Source organism: Gordonia sp. NPDC003376 (assembly GCF_053589235.1).
The window spans coordinates 375,392-391,411 of sequence record NZ_JBSFRM010000001.1; the positions used below are offsets into that span (position 1 = coordinate 375,392).

15 protein-coding genes are annotated in these 16,020 nt (G+C 66.8%); 9 read left to right on the forward strand and 6 right to left on the reverse strand.

Features of this window, described 5'->3' with window-relative positions; genetic code table 11:
- The first annotated feature begins 52 nt into the window (after positions 1 to 52).
- Complete coding sequence (locus ACWDUA_RS01615; protein WP_449749254.1) at positions 53 to 979, forward strand: LysR family transcriptional regulator; 927 nt, start codon at positions 53 to 55, stop codon at positions 977 to 979.
- Between the two features lie 55 nt (positions 980 to 1,034).
- Here ACWDUA_RS01615 and ACWDUA_RS01620 read toward each other — a convergent pair whose 3' ends face one another.
- Positions 1,035 to 1,610 (reverse strand): TetR/AcrR family transcriptional regulator, encoded by a 576-nt coding sequence (locus ACWDUA_RS01620; RefSeq protein ID WP_449749255.1) that lies wholly within the window; start codon positions 1,608 to 1,610, stop codon positions 1,035 to 1,037.
- Positions 1,611 to 1,751: 141 nt separating this feature from the next.
- Between ACWDUA_RS01620 and ACWDUA_RS01625 the strand changes: the two genes are divergently transcribed.
- Positions 1,752 to 4,097: an MMPL family transporter gene (locus tag ACWDUA_RS01625; RefSeq protein ID WP_449749256.1), complete on the forward strand. Its 2,346-nt coding sequence runs from the start codon at positions 1,752 to 1,754 to the stop codon at positions 4,095 to 4,097.
- A gap of 42 nt (positions 4,098 to 4,139) precedes the next feature.
- Here the strand turns inward: ACWDUA_RS01625 and ACWDUA_RS01630 are convergent, their stop codons facing one another.
- Positions 4,140 to 5,126 (reverse strand): AraC-like ligand-binding domain-containing protein, encoded by a 987-nt coding sequence (locus ACWDUA_RS01630; RefSeq protein WP_449749257.1) that lies wholly within the window; start codon positions 5,124 to 5,126, stop codon positions 4,140 to 4,142.
- A gap of 187 nt (positions 5,127 to 5,313) precedes the next feature.
- Between ACWDUA_RS01630 and ACWDUA_RS01635 the strand changes: the two genes are divergently transcribed.
- Positions 5,314 to 6,885, forward strand: a complete 1,572-nt coding sequence (locus ACWDUA_RS01635) for a 4-hydroxyphenylacetate 3-hydroxylase family protein (RefSeq protein ID WP_449749258.1) — start codon at positions 5,314 to 5,316, stop codon at positions 6,883 to 6,885.
- A 62-nt stretch (positions 6,886 to 6,947) separates the two neighbouring features.
- Entirely contained in the window at positions 6,948 to 7,427 is a 480-nt protein-coding gene (nphA, locus tag ACWDUA_RS01640; protein WP_449749391.1) for an NADH-dependent flavin reductase, read from the forward strand.
- A gap of 68 nt (positions 7,428 to 7,495) precedes the next feature.
- On the opposite strand, the gene ACWDUA_RS01645 is transcribed toward nphA, so the two are convergent.
- Positions 7,496 to 8,494, reverse strand: a complete 999-nt coding sequence (locus ACWDUA_RS01645) for an AraC-like ligand-binding domain-containing protein (RefSeq protein WP_449749259.1) — start codon at positions 8,492 to 8,494, stop codon at positions 7,496 to 7,498.
- Positions 8,495 to 8,582: 88 nt separating this feature from the next.
- Here ACWDUA_RS01645 and ACWDUA_RS01650 point away from each other — a divergent pair, with 88 nt between their 5' ends.
- Positions 8,583 to 8,882 (forward strand): EthD family reductase, encoded by a 300-nt coding sequence (locus tag ACWDUA_RS01650; protein ID WP_449749260.1) that lies wholly within the window; start codon positions 8,583 to 8,585, stop codon positions 8,880 to 8,882.
- Positions 8,883 to 8,999: 117 nt separating this feature from the next.
- Positions 9,000 to 9,809, forward strand: a complete 810-nt coding sequence (locus ACWDUA_RS01655) for an IclR family transcriptional regulator (protein WP_449749261.1) — start codon at positions 9,000 to 9,002, stop codon at positions 9,807 to 9,809.
- Between the two features lie 5 nt (positions 9,810 to 9,814).
- Here the strand turns inward: ACWDUA_RS01655 and ACWDUA_RS01660 are convergent, their stop codons facing one another.
- The gene (locus ACWDUA_RS01660; RefSeq protein WP_449749262.1) at positions 9,815 to 10,612 is read right to left on the reverse strand and encodes an IclR family transcriptional regulator; all 798 of its coding nucleotides are present in this window, start codon (positions 10,610 to 10,612) and stop codon (positions 9,815 to 9,817) included.
- 83 nt (positions 10,613 to 10,695) lie between these two features.
- Between ACWDUA_RS01660 and ACWDUA_RS01665 the strand changes: the two genes are divergently transcribed.
- From ACWDUA_RS01665 to ACWDUA_RS01675, 3 genes are read left to right on the forward strand one after another with little or no spacing between them, the layout of a single operon-like run.
- On the forward strand, positions 10,696 to 11,487 hold the full coding sequence (locus tag ACWDUA_RS01665) for a 2-keto-4-pentenoate hydratase (protein WP_449749263.1): 792 nt from the start codon (positions 10,696 to 10,698) through the stop codon (positions 11,485 to 11,487).
- Positions 11,484 to 12,287 (forward strand): 2-keto-4-pentenoate hydratase, encoded by an 804-nt coding sequence (locus ACWDUA_RS01670; RefSeq protein WP_449749264.1) that lies wholly within the window; start codon positions 11,484 to 11,486, stop codon positions 12,285 to 12,287. Before ACWDUA_RS01665 ends, ACWDUA_RS01670 begins: the two co-directional genes overlap by 4 nt.
- Before the next feature lies 1 nt (position 12,288).
- Positions 12,289 to 12,492: a tautomerase family protein gene (locus ACWDUA_RS01675; RefSeq protein WP_449749265.1), complete on the forward strand. Its 204-nt coding sequence runs from the start codon at positions 12,289 to 12,291 to the stop codon at positions 12,490 to 12,492.
- 643 nt (positions 12,493 to 13,135) lie between these two features.
- Here ACWDUA_RS01675 and ACWDUA_RS01680 read toward each other — a convergent pair.
- Both ACWDUA_RS01680 and ACWDUA_RS01685 read right to left on the reverse strand, forming a co-directional pair.
- On the reverse strand, positions 13,136 to 14,161 hold the full coding sequence (locus tag ACWDUA_RS01680; protein ID WP_449749266.1) for a 2Fe-2S iron-sulfur cluster-binding protein: 1,026 nt from the start codon (positions 14,159 to 14,161) through the stop codon (positions 13,136 to 13,138).
- Complete coding sequence (locus ACWDUA_RS01685) at positions 14,162 to 15,340, reverse strand: cytochrome P450 (RefSeq protein ID WP_449749392.1); 1,179 nt, start codon at positions 15,338 to 15,340, stop codon at positions 14,162 to 14,164.
- Positions 15,341 to 16,020: the final 680 nt, after the last annotated feature.

Below are 16,020 nucleotides of genomic sequence, written 5' to 3' on the forward strand. Positions count from 1 at the left end.
ATATCCGGTAAGTTTTACTGATCTTTTTGACGACACCGACCCGGGAGATCCCATGCTCAGCGTCCCGCGCCTGCGAATCCTGCGAGAACTCCATCTGCGCGGTACCCTCGCGCAGGTCGCCGAGGCCCTCTCCTACACGCCGTCGGCCATCTCCCAGCAGTTGTCGCTCCTCGAACGCGAGGCGGGGGTACCACTGCTCGAACGGGTCGGCCGGGGCGTACGCCTCACCGACGCCGCGCTCACCCTGGTCGGGCACACCGACGTGATCCTGGCCCGGCTCGAACAGGCCGAGGCCGACCTCGCCGCCACCCAGCCGGAGGTCCACGGAACGCTGCGGGTGGCGTCGTTCCAGAGTGTCGTCGTCGAGATCGCGCCGTCGGTGCTCACCCTGCTCGACGCGGAGTACCCGCGACTGCAGATCGAGATCATCCAGCGCGAGGTCGACGACGCCTACAGCGGTCTGCTCTCACACGAGTTCGACGTGATCCTCGGTGAGGAGTTCCCCGGGCTGCCCGAGCCGGTCCGCCCCGGCGCCGATCGCGCCGACCTCGTCGACGACCCCATGTACCTCGTCGTCCCAGCCGCGGGACCGTGGGCGCGCACCCCGGAGACGGTCGCCGAACTCGCCGACGTCCCGTGGGCGCTCGACCCGCCCGACACCTCTGCCGGGGACTGGGCCCAGCGCATGTGTCACGCTGCCGGATTCGCACCGCGAATCCGGTTCGAGGGACCCGACCCGATCCTGCACGCCCACCTCGTCCGCACCGGACACGCACTCGCGTTCGTGCCCGCGCTCATCGCGGGCCGCGATCCCCGGGGCATCGAGCTCTTCGCACTGCCCGGCAATCCCCGCCGCACGCTCTACACCGCCGCGCGGACCGGCCGCGCGCATCACCCGGCGATCCGGGTGTTCCGCGATGCCATGGCGCGTGTCGTCGCCGAACGACAACCGGCGGCACCCGTGCGGCAACTGCGGTGAGCGGGAACCGCCGCGTCGTCGGCCCGGTGCGGCGCAGGCCAGGCCTCCCCGACCCTCAGATCACCGGCAACGGCTGGGCCTGAGCAGGGTTGAGGCTGTCGAGCAACAGACTGAGGTACCGGCGCCGTTCGGGCCCCGGCGGAACCGACCCGAACCCCGCGGCGATCATCGTGATCAGGTTCGGGATGTCGTCGGCGACGATGTCGGCCCGCAGATTCCCCGCCGCCTGCGCGCGTGAGACCGCCGGGCCGATCGTCACCATGTTGCGTCGCATCAGCGTCCGCGTGGCGGTGGCGACGTTTCCCAGCGACGCCGCGAGCCCGCGTTCGCGATCGAACACCTCGAGCAGGCGCTCCCCCAGTTGCAGCAGGATCTCCCTGGGCGCATCGGTGCGTTCGAACTGCTCGAAGATGGGCTGGATCTCGGCGGAGTACACCTCGTCGTAGACCGCCATCGCCAGCGCCTCCCGATTCGGGAAATGCCGGTACAGCGTGGCGATTCCCACCCCGGCCTCCTTGGCGATCCGGTTCAGCGTCCCGGAGCCGTCACCTGCGGAGAACACCCGCCGGGCGGCGTCGACGATCCTCGTCACACTCGCCATCGCATCGACCCGTAGCGCGGGCGCATCCATACCCACCATCTCCCGTCAGCGTTTGACAACCCCCACAAGTGATAGCAGACTCCCGCAGCGATAGTTGACTATCACTTTTGCGTCGTCGCTCCCCTGGCACGGACAGGTCGCCGGCGCCCACCACAGAGAGGCCGAAATCAGATGTCGTCGTTGCTGTATCGATGGGGGCGGAGTGCGTTCGTCGGCAGATGGTGGGTGGCCGGGATCTGGGCGGCGATCATCGTCGGGATCGCGAGTGTGATGGTGGTGAGTCCGCCACAGCTGAGCAATGAGATCCGGATCGACGGAACGCCCGCGCAGGAAGTCATCGACGACCTCACCGAGCGGCTCCCGGAAGCCGCGGGTGGTCAGGGCATCCTCGCGTTCCACAGCACCGACCATCAGCGGGTCGACCAGGGCGGAAAACTCATCGCGCTCCTCGACGCGGTCGACCGCGTCTACCGCACCGAGCACGTGATCGACGTGCGGGAGGCGATGGCAGCCGAGGTCGCCAAGGGCCCCGACAGCCGGCTGCTCCAGGCGTCGGCCGCGATTGCACAGGCACAGGGCCCTGGGACACAGGGCAGGGCCGCCCCTGCTGTCGCAACCCCGCTCGTCGTCCAGGACGCGCCGGTCCCGGGGGTCCTGATCTCGCCGGACGGGCAGACCGCGCTGTTCCAGTTCACCTTCGACGCACAGACATTCGAGCTCCCCGAGGGCACGATCGACGACACGATCGCCGTCGCCGCCACCGCGGCCGGCCGGGAGCACATCGACGTGCTGCCGTCGTCGACGATGGTCGCCGTCCCCGAACTCGTCGGTGTCGGTGAGATCGTCGGCATCGTGATCGCCGCGCTCGTGCTGATCGTCACCCTCGGCTCGCTCGTCGCCGCCGGTCTCCCGCTCGCCTCGGCGTTGTCAGGCGTCGCCGTGGGCGTGGGCGGCGCATTCGCGATCTCCTCGTTCGTTCCCATGCACTCGCTCACCGCGGTGCTCGGACTCATGCTCGGACTCGCGGTCGGGATCGACTACGCGCTGTTCATCGTGAACCGGCAACGCCACTTCATCCTCGACCAGGGCCTCACCGCCCACGAGGCCACCGGGCGCGCCATCGGAACCGCGGGCAGCGCGGTCTTCTTCGCAGGCACCACCGTCGTCATCGCACTGCTGGCGCTCGCCGTCGTGCAGATCCAGCTGCTCACGACCATGGCGCTCACCGCCGCGGCGACGGTCGTCATCGCCGTGCTGTCCGCCCTGACCCTGTTGCCCGCCCTGCTCGGATTCGTCGGCGAACGAATCTGCTCGCCCGGCGCCCGGGCCACGGCGCAGGCAGCGCACGAGAACGGCTCGGTGCACAGGGTCGCCAACGGCTGGTCACGGATGCTCGTGAAGCATCGCTACGTGGCCGCCCTGGGGGCGCTCGTGATCGGCGGCACCCTGGCCGCCCCGATGCTGGACATGGACCTCGGCCTGCCGTCGGGCGCGAGCTACCATCCGGACACCCCGCAACGACAGAGCTACGACGTCGTCGGCGACAGCTTCGGACCCGGGTACAACGGGCCGCTCGTCATCGTCGCCTCCGCACCCACGCCCATCCCCGCCGACGAGCTCGCCGGCATCCACTCCGACCTCGGCGCGATCGACGGGGTCACCGCGGTCGCCCTGGAGGGACTCGCCGCCGACGGCACCACCGCGCTGTTCTCCGTCATCCCCGACACCACGCCCACCTCGCAGGAGACCGGTGATCTCGTCTCGAACATCCGGGATCGCGCCGGAGCCTTCGCCGACGCGCACGGTGTGACGATCGGGGTGACCGGTTTCTCGGCCCTGGCGATCGACGTCTCCGAACGCCTCACCGACGTACTCCCGCTCTACATCGCCGTCGTCGTCGGTCTCTCGCTGGTCGTCCTCCTCGCCGTCTTCCGATCGGTCCTGGTCCCGATCAAGGCCACCGTCGGGTTCCTGCTCTCGGTGGCAGCGACCTTCGGCGCGACCACCGCCGTGTTCCAGTGGGGTTGGGCGCAAACGCTGTTCGGGATGGACGCCACCTCTCCGGTGCTGAGTCTCCTGCCGGTCATCATCACCGGTGTCCTCTACGGGCTCGCGATGGACTACGAGGTGTTCCTCGTCTCGTCCATGAAGGAGGCCCATGTCCACGGGTACGCCGGACGCGACTCCGTGGTCCGCGGGTTCGGTGTCGCCAGCCGCGTCGTCGTCGCTGCGGCGATCATCATGATCAGCGTCTTCGCCGGATTCGTCTACAACCCGGACCCCATGATCGCCCAGGTCGGTTTCGCCCTCGCCTTCGGCATCGTGGTGGACGCGTTCCTCGTCCGGATGACCCTCGTTCCCGCGGTCATGGCGATCTTCGGCGACAACGCGTGGTGGCTGCCGCGGTGGCTCGACCGCATCCTGCCCGACCTCGACATCGAGGGCGACAAGCTCACCGCACGACTCGACCGGCCGCGATCGGACACACCGGAATCGGTCAGCCCCGGCCGCGCCTGACCCGACGGCACCGGGTCGCCCCCCTGCGTCACTCCTCCTGCATCACTCCTCCTGCGCGCGGTAGCGGCCCGGGCTGGTCCCGGTCTGGCGTCGGAAGACCCGCCCGAAATGCGAGAGATCCCGGAACCCGACCTGCTCGCAGATCACCGAGACCGGCTCACCGGTCGTCCGGAGCAGGTGTTTGGCCCGATCGATCCGCGCGCCGTAGAGCCAGTCGCTCGGGGTGGCGCCCACCCCCTGCGCGAGCTTCTGCACAGCGCGCAGGGACATCCCGCTCAGGTGGGCGACGTCGGGCAATGTCAGATCGGCGTCGTGCAGATGGTCGGCGATCACGCGCTGCACCCGGGTCAGGTCCCGTGCCCGGTGATCGTCGAGCGGCTGGTTCCCGGCGCCGGCCTCGAGCAGCGCGGCCGACAGCATCTCGATCACCGACGCCGCGAACGGTGCGGCGGTGGCCGTCGGCACCTCCTGCCCCGCGATGTCGGTGAGTAGCCGCCCCACGATCGCGGTCGACCCCGCGCCGGCATCGAAGGCGCGTCCGGTGCAGCGCTCGGCCAGGCCCGGAATCCGGGCGGTCACCCGGTCACCGGGCACCCGCACCACGACCTGACGGAATGTCGACGGCGAGTGGAACACGAACGGTGAACCCAGATCGAGCAGGGCGAAGGCACCGTCCCCGACGACCGCATGCCGTCCGGCCTGTTCGATCTGCACCACCCCGTCGGTGACCACGCAGACCAGCACGTCCGCACACGAGTCGGATCGGATCATCGCCGGTGACCGGATCACCGTCTGCTCGTCGCACCGGATGGTGCTCACGTGCAGATCGCCGAACGGTCGGCCACCCCATTCCGCATCGAGGGCACGCCGCGATGAGGGCCAGTCGACGTCCATCTCGGCGTACAGCGAGCCCAGTGCGGCCCGCCATTCGTCGCGGCCCTCGCCGAGGTCCAGTTCTCGTGTGCGCAACGAGAGGACGCTCTCGCCGCCCGGTCGCGCAGAGTCCACAGATCGTGCGCGCTCAGCCATGTTGTGCCACACCTCCGAGTTCTAGTGTTCTACGTCACAGGGACGTGGCACCGCCACCATATACCGCGCAGCACGTCCCGCGCGAGAAGCCATTGCCTCGGACACCACAAGGCAAGTGCCGCATAGCAAATGCCGTGCAGCAGATTACCCGCGTCACCCCACTGCGCGACCATCTCAGGAGGACCCGATGACCACTGCACCCCTCGCCGAACGGACGCTCACGGGAGCCGCCAACGACGTGCGGCCGATGACCGGCGCGGAGTACCTGGAATCGTTGCGCGACGGTCGCGAGATCTACATTCGCGGTGAGCGCGTCGACGACGTCACCACGCATCCGGCATTCCGGAATTCAGCACGGTCGGTGGCCCGGATGTACGACGCCCTGCACGAACCCGCAGCTCAAGGCGTACTGTCGGTGCCCACCGACACCGGCAACGGAGGTTTCACCCACCCGTTCTTCAAGACCGCCCATTCCGCCGATGATCTGGTGGCGGCCCGGGATGCGATCGCCACCTGGCAGCGTGAGGTGTACGGCTGGCTGGGCCGCTCCCCCGACTACAAGGCCTCGTTCCTCGGCACCCTGGGTGCCAATGCCGACTTCTACGGCGAGTACAAGCAGAACGCGCTGGACTGGTACAAGAAGTCGCAGGAGCGGGTGCTCTACCTGAACCATGCGATCGTCAACCCACCCATCGATCGCGACAAGCCCGCCGACGAAACCGCCGATGTCTGTGTACATGTCGTCGACGAGACCGATGCGGGCCTGATCGTGTCGGGCGCCAAGGTGGTCGCCACCGGTTCGGCGATCACCAATGCCAACTTCATCGCCCACTACGGGCTCCCGTTGCGCAAGAAGGAATTCGGCCTGATCTTCACGGTACCGATGGACTCTCCGGGCCTGAAGTTGTTCTGCCGCACCTCCTATGAGATGAATGCGGCGGTCACCGGCACCCCGTTCGACTACCCGTTGTCGAGCCGGTTCGACGAGAACGACTCGATCATGGTGTTCGACCGCGTACTGGTGCCCTGGGAGAACGTGTTCGCCTACGACGCCGAGACCACCAACGGCTTCGTCATGAAATCGGGCTTCCTGAACCGCTTCATGTTCCACGGGTGCGCCCGGCTCGCGGTCAAGCTCGACTTCATCGCCGGCTGTGTGATGAAGGGCGTGGAGATGACCGGTTCGGCCGGCTTCCGCGGTGTCCAGATGCAGATCGGCGAGATCCTCAACTGGCGTGACATGTTCTGGGGCCTGTCCGATGCGATGGCCAAGTCGCCGGACCCGTGGGTCAACGGTGCGGTGCAGCCGAACATCAACTACGGCCTGGCCTATCGAACCTTCATGGGAGTCGGCTATCCGCGGATCAAGGAGATCATCCAGCAGGTCCTCGGCAGCGGCCTGATCTACCTGAACTCCCATGCCGACGACTGGAAGAACCCCGATGTCGCCCCGTACCTCGACCAGTACGTCCGCGGTTCCAACGGCATCCCCGCGATCGACCGGGTGCAGCTGCTGAAGCTGCTCTGGGACGCGGTCGGCACCGAGTTCGGCGGGCGCCACGAACTCTACGAACGCAACTACGGTGGCGACCACGAGGCCGTCCGATTCCAGACCCTGTTCGCCTACCAGGCCAGCGGTCAGGACCTGGCGCTCAAGGGTTTCGCCGAACAGTGCATGTCCGAGTACGACGTCGACGGCTGGACCCGACCCGACCTGATCAACAACGACGATCTGACGATCGTGTGGGATCGGAAGTGACGACGACGGCACCGACCCACCCGCAGCCGTCTGCCGCGGAGCTCGACCCGACGCCACTGCGGATGCGGAAGGCGTTGGGCCGCTTCGCCAGCGGTGTCACCATCGTCACCACCGCAGAGGGAAACGACGAGGAGTCGGTGCACGGGATGACCGCCAACGCCTTCACCTCGGTCTCCCTCGACCCGCCGCTGGTGCTGGTCTCGATCGCCAACCGCGCCCGGATGAACGCCAAGATCACCGAGACCGGACGCTACGGGGTGTCGATCCTCGCCGGCCACCAGGAGCCGCTGTCGTTGCACTTCGCCGGTGCCGCAACCGAACCGGATCTGGTGAGGTTCACCTGGCGCAGGGGCGTCCCGCTCCTCGACGGCGCGCTCGTGCACCTCTCGTGCTCGGTCACCGACTCCCATCCGGCCGGGGATCACACCCTGCACGTGGGCCTGGTGGAGGAGCTGTGGTTCGACGACGGCCGACCGTTGCTGTTCTACACCGGCAGTTTCCGTGCACTGGAGCTGCAGGACGACGAGAACTGGGGCTTCTGACCCGACGATGCCCGCCCACAACCCGCTGCGCTCGGCCGGGAGGCAACCCGGCCGAGCACCTCGCCCCGCTATCGGTGCTGCGCCCGGTATCCGGTCGGACTGGTGCCGCAGTGACGGCGAAAGGCCCTGCTGAAATGTGCGACGTCACGAAACCCGAGCGTTCCGGCGATCTCCCCGACCGGCAGATCCGTCTCGGCGAGCATCGCCTGGGCTCGCTCGAAACGTTTGGCGTAGAGCCAGTTACGTGGCGTCGTTCCCGCGGTGGCGAACAGCTTGTGCAGGTACCGCACCGAGATCCCCACCTCGCGGGCGATGTCGGACAAGGTCACGTCGGGATCGTCGAGGTGAGCGACCATGGCCCGCTGGACCCGACGCAGGTCCTCGTGATGCACGCGGTCGGTCACCGAGACGGCGCCGGTCTGGTCGATGGCCGCGGCGAGGACGTCCAGGGTCGCCGACGCGATCGTTCCGCCTTCTCTCGAGTCGAGATGATCGTCGTGCGACGCGAGGTCGACCAGCAGTCGCGACGCGATCCGTCCCATCCCGGATTCGGCCGATATGCGTTGCGCGGCCGTGCATTCCACCATCGATCCCAGGCGAGACGACAGCTGCGCGCGAGGCATGCGCAGCACCACCTGCTCGAAGGGGGTGTTCCCGGTGACCACGAAGGGGTTCGCGGCGTCGACGAACCCGAATGCCCCCGAGTCGAGGACGGCGATCCGCCGCCCCTGGACGAGATTCGCCGATCCCTTGGTGATCAGGCACACCAGGAGATCGTCGGTGGGATCGGCGGCGATCATCGCCGGCGTCCGATGCACCGTATGCGGATCGGCGCGGACCACACTCACCGAGAGGTCACCCACCGGACGTGCGACGATCGCGGCCGCAAACGCCGACAGCGGCCGCGGCCAGTCCACGTCCATGTCGCAATAGGCCGAATCGACCGCTTCCGCCCAGACCTCACGACTCTGCGACACGGAGAGACCGCGCGTGTTCACGGCCACGGTGTTCGGGAGATCACCGGCGTCGGTGCACGCAGAGGCAACGATCGGTGCGTTCTCGGTCATTCTCTGGCGCCTCCTCGATCAATAGTGTGCCAGATCACAGCGGTTGGCATCGTGGCCGTCCGTGATACCCGAACAACCGAGGAGAACCATGTACCTGATCACCGTCATCTACGATCAGCCGACCGATCCCGCGGCCTTCGACGAGTACTACCGCACCAAGCACCTGCCCCTCGTCGACGCGCTTCCCGACGTTCGGCGGTTCAGCTGGGGAAAGTGTGAATCCCCGGACGGCTCAGCACCATCGGCGTATGCGATCGCACACCTGGCATTCGATTCGAGGTCGGATGCGCTCACCGCATTGTCGTCGTCGGCCGGTCAGGCCGCGACCGGGGACGTGGAGACCTTCGCCACCGGGGGCGCGACCATCCTGTTCTCCGAGCAGAACTAGCACCACCCACCCATCCCGCTCCATGTGCCGCTCTGCGGCACAAAACAGTAGACACCTGGCGTGACGCAGCCCATAGTGGCAGCCAATCCCGCGTCACCGGATCAAGAAAGGTCGGTCATGGCAGCACTACAGACCGTTCAGAAGATCGGTCCCGTCCTGGACCTGTTCACGGTGGGCCGCCCCGAATGGGGTGTGTCCGAGGTGTCCAACGAGATCGGGCTCCCCAGATCCAGTGCGCACGCCCTGCTCGCCTCCCTCGTCGACATCGGTCTGCTGCAGTGCCGGTCCCGGGGCCGCTACCGGATCGGATGGCGGATCGTCGAGCTCAACCAGACCCTGCAGGGCACCGTCGACGTCAAGTCCTGCGCCGCGCCCATCCTGCAGAATCTCTCCGAGGCATACGGTGAGACAACACATCTGGCGATCCTCGACCGCTATCGGGTGATGTATGTCGACAAGGTCGTCGGCAACCACGTGATCAACGTCTCCGGTGCCCGGATCGGCGCACACCTCGATGCGCACTGCAGCGCAGTGGGCAAGGCGATGCTCGCCCACTGCCATCCGACCGAGATCGATCGCAACGTGACCAATACACCGTTGCGCCGCCTCACCCCGAACACCATCGTCGACCCCACGGCCCTGCGAACCGAACTGAAATCCGTTCTGCGTCAAGGCTGTGCCTACGATATCGGCGAGGCCATCTCGGAGGTCCACTGTGTGGCCGCCCCGATCCGCGACGAGATGGGTGTGGTGGTGGCCGCGATCTCCATCACCGCACCCGTGTCACGCTTCACCGCCGCACAGCACGAGTTCCGCCGATCGGTGATGAGTGCGGCCGCCGCGGTGACCAAGGCCCTCGGATCGGCGCTGCCCGCGCCGATGCCGGTCGAGGTGGGCAATCCCACCCTGCACGCGGTGGCGGGGTGAGTCGATCAATGATCGGGCGGTTGGGTATCCCGGGCGACGCCGGGTGCCCCGAGCTGGCGAGACAGGCCCAGTGCAGCGGTCCGTACCGCGGCCGCCGACTCGTCGAGGTTGATCCGGTTGTGCCATCCCGACACCGAGATCCCGGCAACCACCTCACCGCCGGTGCCGAACACCGGGCAGGCCACGCACACCACACCCGGGCGCGACTCCTCGAGGTCATAGCTCATTCCGCGGGAACGGATTCGGGTCAGTTCGGCGCACAACATCCCCGGATTGGTGATGGTACGTTCGCTGATCCGCGACAGCCCACCGGCGACGATACGTGCGACCACGTCCTCCGGCGAGTACGCGAGGATGGCCTTGCCGATCCCCGTGGCGTGCGCCGGCCATCGCGCTCCGGCCCGGGTGGGCAGCGGCGGCGCGGTGGGGCTGTTCAGCACGTCGAGGTAGATCACGACGTCGTCCTCGAGCACCGCCAGGTGTACCGTGTGCCCGGTGGCCTCGCGCAGATCATCCATGAACGGGGCGGCCGCATCGCGCACGCCCTGTCGTCGGGGTACACGCTGGCCCAGTTCGAAAACGTGGATTCCCAACCGGTATCGGGTTCCGTCACGCTCGAGGAGGCCGCCCTCGACGAGTTCGAGCGCGATCCGTTGGGCACTCGACTTGGAGATGTCGGCACGCCGCGCGATCTCCGAGACACCGAGGGCATGGTCGGCGAGTCCGACGATGTCGAGGATGCGCATCGCCCGCGCCACCGCCCCGAGCTCCGCGCCGGGCTTCTGGGAATATCGTGGCCGCACAGTGGTTCATCGTGCCGTGCCGCGAGCATCCCCCGCAATACCTCGTCCGCCGAAAACCTGTCGACCGAGAAGAGAGCGCACCCATGAACGATCCGATCCGTGAGGCCGCCGACGCCCTCCTCGGCGCCTATCGCAGCATGACCCCGATCGACCCGCTCACCCCGCAGTTCACCGATGCACCCCTGTCCGCCGCGTACGAGATCGCGCTGGCGCAGGTGCAGGACTGGGAGAAGAACGGCGACACCGTCAAAGGCCACAAGGTGGGCCTGGCCTCCCGCGCGATGCAGCGCCAGATGGGCGTCGACCAACCCGATTTCGGGCATCTCACCGCGAGCATGTTCCATCTCGAGAACGCTCCGATCCCGGTCGGGACCTTCATCCAGCCACGCATCGAACCCGAGGTGGCGTTCGTGCTCTCCCGTCCGCTGCGGGGTCCCGGCGTGACGATCGCCGAGGCCGCCGGGGCCGTCGAGTTCGTCCTGCCCGCCCTGGAAATCGTGGACTCCCGGATCACCGACTGGAAGATCGGCATCTTCGACACCATCGCCGACAACGCGTCATCGGGCGGCGTGGTCCTCGGGTCCAAGCCGTCGTCGTTGGCCGACGTCGACCTGCGGCTCGCCGGCTGCAATCTGCACGTCAACGGTGACCTGGTCGCGACCGGCGCCGGTGGGGCCGTGCTGGGCTCCCCGCTCAACGCGCTGGTGTGGCTGGCCAACACTGTGGGGCCGTTGGGCGTGACCCTCGAACCCGGGCATGTGGTCCTCCCCGGCTCGATGACCAGGGCCGTCCCGATCCAACCGGGCGACACCGTCGTCGCCACCATTGCCGGCCTCGGCAGCGTCACCGCAGTCATGGAAGGAACGGACAAGTGACCGAGCAGAACCCGACCGCATCCGCGTGGAGTGCGGCGCGCGTCGCCGAGATCCTGCTGACCGCCGAGCGGTCGCAGACCTCACGCACCTCGATCCAGGCCGAATGGCCGGGTCTGACCCTCGACGTCGCCTATGCAGCACAGGACATCGCACTCGCCGATCGCCGCGCACACGGCGAGACCGTCACCGGCATCAAACTCGGTCTGACCTCACGCGCCAAGCAGCAGCAGATGGGTGTCGACAAGCCGTCAGTGGCCTGGCTGACCGACGCGATGGCACTGCCCGCCGGGCTGCCGGTTCCGCGCGGCAAGCTCATCCACCCGCGGGCCGAACCGGAGATCGCATTCATCCTCGGCCGGCCACTGGCCGGACCGGGCGTCACCGCAGCGCAGGCACTCGCCGCTGTGGAATACGTGACCGCGGCCGTCGAGATCATCGACAGTCGCTACTCCGGATTCAAATTCACCCTGGAAGATGCCGTCGCCGACAACAACTCGTCGGGTGCCTATGTGACCGGCCCGGTGCTCAAGCGCCCCGACGAGGTGGACCTGAGCCTGGAGGCCTGCCTGCTGGAGGTCGACGGCGACATCGTCGACAGTGCCACCGGTTCGACTGTCCTGGGACACCCCGCCGAAGCACTCGCCTTCGCCGCCAACACCTTCGGCGCTCGCGGCATCACCCTGGAAGCAGGGTGGGTGGTCCTCACCGGCGGGATGGCCGACGCCGTCGCCGTCGCGCCGGGCAGCCGTGTCGCGGCACACTTCACCTCATTGGGTTCGATTACCCTGGCAGGAGGCTGACATGCCCTTCATCGACGTGACCATCGCGCAAGGCCGCTCCCCGGAACAGCTCCGGGCATTGATGCACGAGTTGACGATGGCGGCGCACCGCACCCTCGACGCCCCCGTCGCCAACATTCGCGTCGTGGTGCGCGAGGTCCCCACGACCCACTGGTCGGCAGGTGATGTCACCATCGCCGAGCGCCAGGCCGCGGCCGAAAGCTGAAGGTCGAGCATCTGCTCGCCTGTACGCCTCCGATGTCGCTCTTGCACACGGTGGTTGAGCCGACGACCACCTCTGAAGCAGTCACCACCCGACGGAAGCTGCGAAGATTTCGACACGGGTCCTCGCGATGCTCGGTCCCGGCTCAATCACCCATCAGCACACAACGGTTCAGCCGATGAGAAGCCAAGTGACAAGCCCCGCAAGATGGTTGAGCCAGCGAGGAGCGAAGCGACAAGCCCCCTACGATGGTTGAGCCGACGAGGAGCGAAGCGACAAGTCGAGTCGAAACCTCAGACGGCCGACGTCGAGTCGTGACCACTTCGGAGGTGCCCACCTCCCAGCGGAAGCTGCGGAGATTTCGACACGGGTCCTCGCGATGCTCGGCCCCGGCTCAATCACCCATTAGCACACAACGGTTCAGCCGATGAGAAGCCAAGTGACAAGCCCCGCAAGATGGTTGAGCCGACGAGGAGCGAAGCGACAAGCCCCCTACGATGGTTGAGCCGACGAGGAGCGAAGCGACAAGTCGAGTCGAAACCTCAGACGGCCGACGTCGAGCGGTGACCACTTCCGACGAAACCAACACCGAGAACGCTCGGCCGGAGAACACACCGGCCGAGCGTTCTCATGTATCCGACGTATGTCACACGCCCACCGGTGCCGCCGTGAACTCCTCGCGGAAGATCAGTCGTGGCGCCATCCGTCGCCGTTTGAGCGCCTTGACCGCTGCGGTCACCATGGCCGGGGGACCGCAGAGGTAGGCGCTCATCCCCTTACAGCTTGCGAAGTCGTCCAGGACCACGTCGGTGACCATCCCGACGGACCCCGTCCACGCTCCGTCGTCAGGATCGGGTTCGCTGAGCGCCGGCCGATAGTGGAATCCCGGATGCGCTTGGGCGAGTTCGGTGAAGTACTCGACGTCGTACAGGTCCACCCGACGACGACCACCGTGATACAAGAACATCTCGGGCGCGAGATCGTGTTCGAGAGCATGGTGCACGATCGACTTCAGCGGTGCGAGCCCGGTACCACCGCCGATCAGGATCACGGGTGAGTCCTGTCTGTCGGACAGTCCGAACTGTCCAAGCGGACCCCGCAGCGCGATCCGTTCGTCGACCGCAAGATCCTTGAAGATCCATCCGTCGGTGGCCATCCCACCCGGCGTCCGTTTGATGTGGAACTCCAGACGGCGTGGGTTTCCCGGCGGATTCGCCATCGAATACTGCCGCGACACACCGACACCCGGAACAACCAACTCGCAGTACTGACCTGCGGTGAACTGCATGTCGTCGTCCAGGTCGAGGATCAGGCGACGGGTGTCGGCAGCGATGTCGTCGAGCACGACGACCGTCGCCTCGTGATCGCGCAGGCGATGACGGGGGACGGTTCCGTCGACGACGGCAGTGGTCTGCACCGTGAGATCAGACCGGGGTACGGCCATGCAGCCCAACGCCATCCCGCTCTGCCGATCGGTGGCGGGGAGCGTCTCCACAGGTGTCTCGCCGTGGTCCACCTCGCCACACAGAACTCGGAGTTTGCATGTCCCACAGGTACCCTGCGTGCACGAGTGTGGCAGCCACGCGCCATTGCGCAGCGCGGCGTCGAGAACCGTCTGGCCGTCCGCGACCGGGAACTCGGCGCCGTCGCCGGACACAACCACGGTGTGCATTCAGACCTCCCAGGTGACGAACAGTTCCTTGGGCCCGCGGAAGACGAAGCCCCAGAACTCCGGGCTGCGATCGGCATCCGGCTCGATGTTGGGAATCGCCTCGAACAGCTCCTCGAGTGCGATCCGGACGATGGACGTGCCCAGGTAGGTTCCGGCACACGCATGGTTTCCGGACCCGAATGCCATGTGCGGCATAGTAGGTCGCTCCATGTCGTAGATGTCGGGGTTCTGCCAGGTGTGCTCGTCCCGGTTGGCCGACCCATAGGCGAGCAGGACCGGTGTTCCCGCAGGCAGTTCCACTCCGCCGAGTTCCATGTCGGCGGCAGCGACCTTGACCGCGGCGCTCCAGATGGGTGCCACCCACCGCGTACCCTCCCCGATCGCCCGCGGCAGCTGCTGCGGTTCGTCGATCACCTTCTCGAGTTGCCCCGGCTGACGGAACAGGCCGGCGAGGGTGGTGGTCATGACGTGGCCGGGCTCCTGCAATGCACCCAGCAGGAAGACGTACACGTTGGGATAGATCTCGGAGCGATCCCGCACCTGCCCCTCGGGCATACCGTCATGAAGCCAATGGGAGAGGAAGGTGTGATCCGGTGCGTCGGTCCATCGGTCGAGCAGCGGGTCGACGACGGCGATGATCTCGGCCTTCACCCGATCTCCCGCTTCGAAGAGCTCCTGGTTCACGAAGTTCCCGTCGGCGTCGACCTCGGCGTTACCGAATGACAGGGAGAGGGTTTGGAACCAGCGGACCAGCGTCTCCGACGACACCTCGGTCAGCCCCATCAGGTCACCGACGGCCCGGACGCTGACCGGGGCGAAGTACTCCTTCTGGATGTCGGCCGAGCCGTTGGACTCGATCGCCTCGATCATCTCCCGCGCGATCGGGCGGACCAGCCGGTCGACATATTCATCGACGGCATTCGGCCGCAGGTGCGGGTCGATCCACGATCGGATCTCTTTGTGTTCCTCACCATTCGCCGCGAGAACGGTCTTGTCACCAAACGTCCGGTGCCCGGAGGGCGAGATCACCGTCATCCAGTTCTCGCCGTCCTGGGCAATCTGGCGGCAGAGATCGTGTGCGGCGACGACGTGCAGGCCGAGTGCCGGGATGAATGCCACCGGCGCGTGTTCGCGCAAACGGGCGTAGATCGGGTTCGGGTCGTCGTCGAGTTCTTGCATGGTGATGTCGGCGATCCAGTCCGGGGTCTTCGGACTCACCGACGTCTGGGCTGCGGTCACGTTGTCCTCCAAGGTGTTCGAGTTCACAACTGCTTGTGATCTGGAACACTATTGCCGATCGACATCGGTGAGAATGCCTGCGGCTGCACGGATTGTGGTCTCTGTATGCACGGCGGTCCAAGGCGTCGTCCGTACCACCGACCAGGCCCCGAAGTGGTTGCGGACGCGCAGCACTCGCCGTGGCTTCAACCGACCACAGCCCCGATCACCGACAACATCCACCCACCAGGTTTCGACACGGAGCCTCGCCTATCGGCTCGGTTCCGGCTCAACCATCAATTGCCACACGATGATTGAGCCGGGACCGAGCGCAGCGAGGACCCAAGTCGAAATCTCCGCCAGCCAACCTCGCGCAGCGACCACCACCATCGTCACCGACAACGTCAACCCACCAGGTTTCGACACGGAGCCTCGCCCATCGGCGCGGTTCCGGCTCAACCATCAATTGCCACACGATGATTGAGCCGGGACCGAGCGCAGCGAGGACCCAAGTCGAAATCTCCGTCAGCCAACCTCGCGAAGCAACCACCACCATCGTCACCGACAACGTCAACCCACCAGGTTTCGACACGGAGCCTCGCCCATCGGCGCGGTTCCGGCTCAACCATCAATTGCCACAC

Bases quoted from the DNA above. Each gene is read 5' to 3' on its own strand.
- ACWDUA_RS01615 (WP_449749254.1), top strand. From the start codon at position 53: ATGCTCAGCGTCCCGCGCCTGCGAATCCTGCGAGAACTCCATCTGCGC.
- ACWDUA_RS01620 (WP_449749255.1), bottom strand. From the start codon at position 1,610: ATGGATGCGCCCGCGCTACGGGTCGATGCGATGGCGAGTGTGACGAGG.
- ACWDUA_RS01625 (WP_449749256.1), top strand. From the start codon at position 1,752: ATGTCGTCGTTGCTGTATCGATGGGGGCGGAGTGCGTTCGTCGGCAGA.
- ACWDUA_RS01630 (WP_449749257.1), bottom strand. From the start codon at position 5,126: ATGGCTGAGCGCGCACGATCTGTGGACTCTGCGCGACCGGGCGGCGAG.
- ACWDUA_RS01635 (WP_449749258.1), top strand. From the start codon at position 5,314: ATGACCACTGCACCCCTCGCCGAACGGACGCTCACGGGAGCCGCCAAC.
- nphA (WP_449749391.1), top strand. From the start codon at position 6,948: ATGCGGAAGGCGTTGGGCCGCTTCGCCAGCGGTGTCACCATCGTCACC.
- ACWDUA_RS01645 (WP_449749259.1), bottom strand. From the start codon at position 8,494: ATGACCGAGAACGCACCGATCGTTGCCTCTGCGTGCACCGACGCCGGT.
- ACWDUA_RS01650 (WP_449749260.1), top strand. From the start codon at position 8,583: ATGTACCTGATCACCGTCATCTACGATCAGCCGACCGATCCCGCGGCC.
- ACWDUA_RS01655 (WP_449749261.1), top strand. From the start codon at position 9,000: ATGGCAGCACTACAGACCGTTCAGAAGATCGGTCCCGTCCTGGACCTG.
- ACWDUA_RS01665 (WP_449749263.1), top strand. From the start codon at position 10,696: ATGAACGATCCGATCCGTGAGGCCGCCGACGCCCTCCTCGGCGCCTAT.
- ACWDUA_RS01675 (WP_449749265.1), top strand. From the start codon at position 12,289: ATGCCCTTCATCGACGTGACCATCGCGCAAGGCCGCTCCCCGGAACAG.
- ACWDUA_RS01680 (WP_449749266.1), bottom strand. From the start codon at position 14,161: ATGCACACCGTGGTTGTGTCCGGCGACGGCGCCGAGTTCCCGGTCGCG.
- ACWDUA_RS01685 (WP_449749392.1), bottom strand. From the start codon at position 15,340: ATGCAAGAACTCGACGACGACCCGAACCCGATCTACGCCCGTTTGCGC.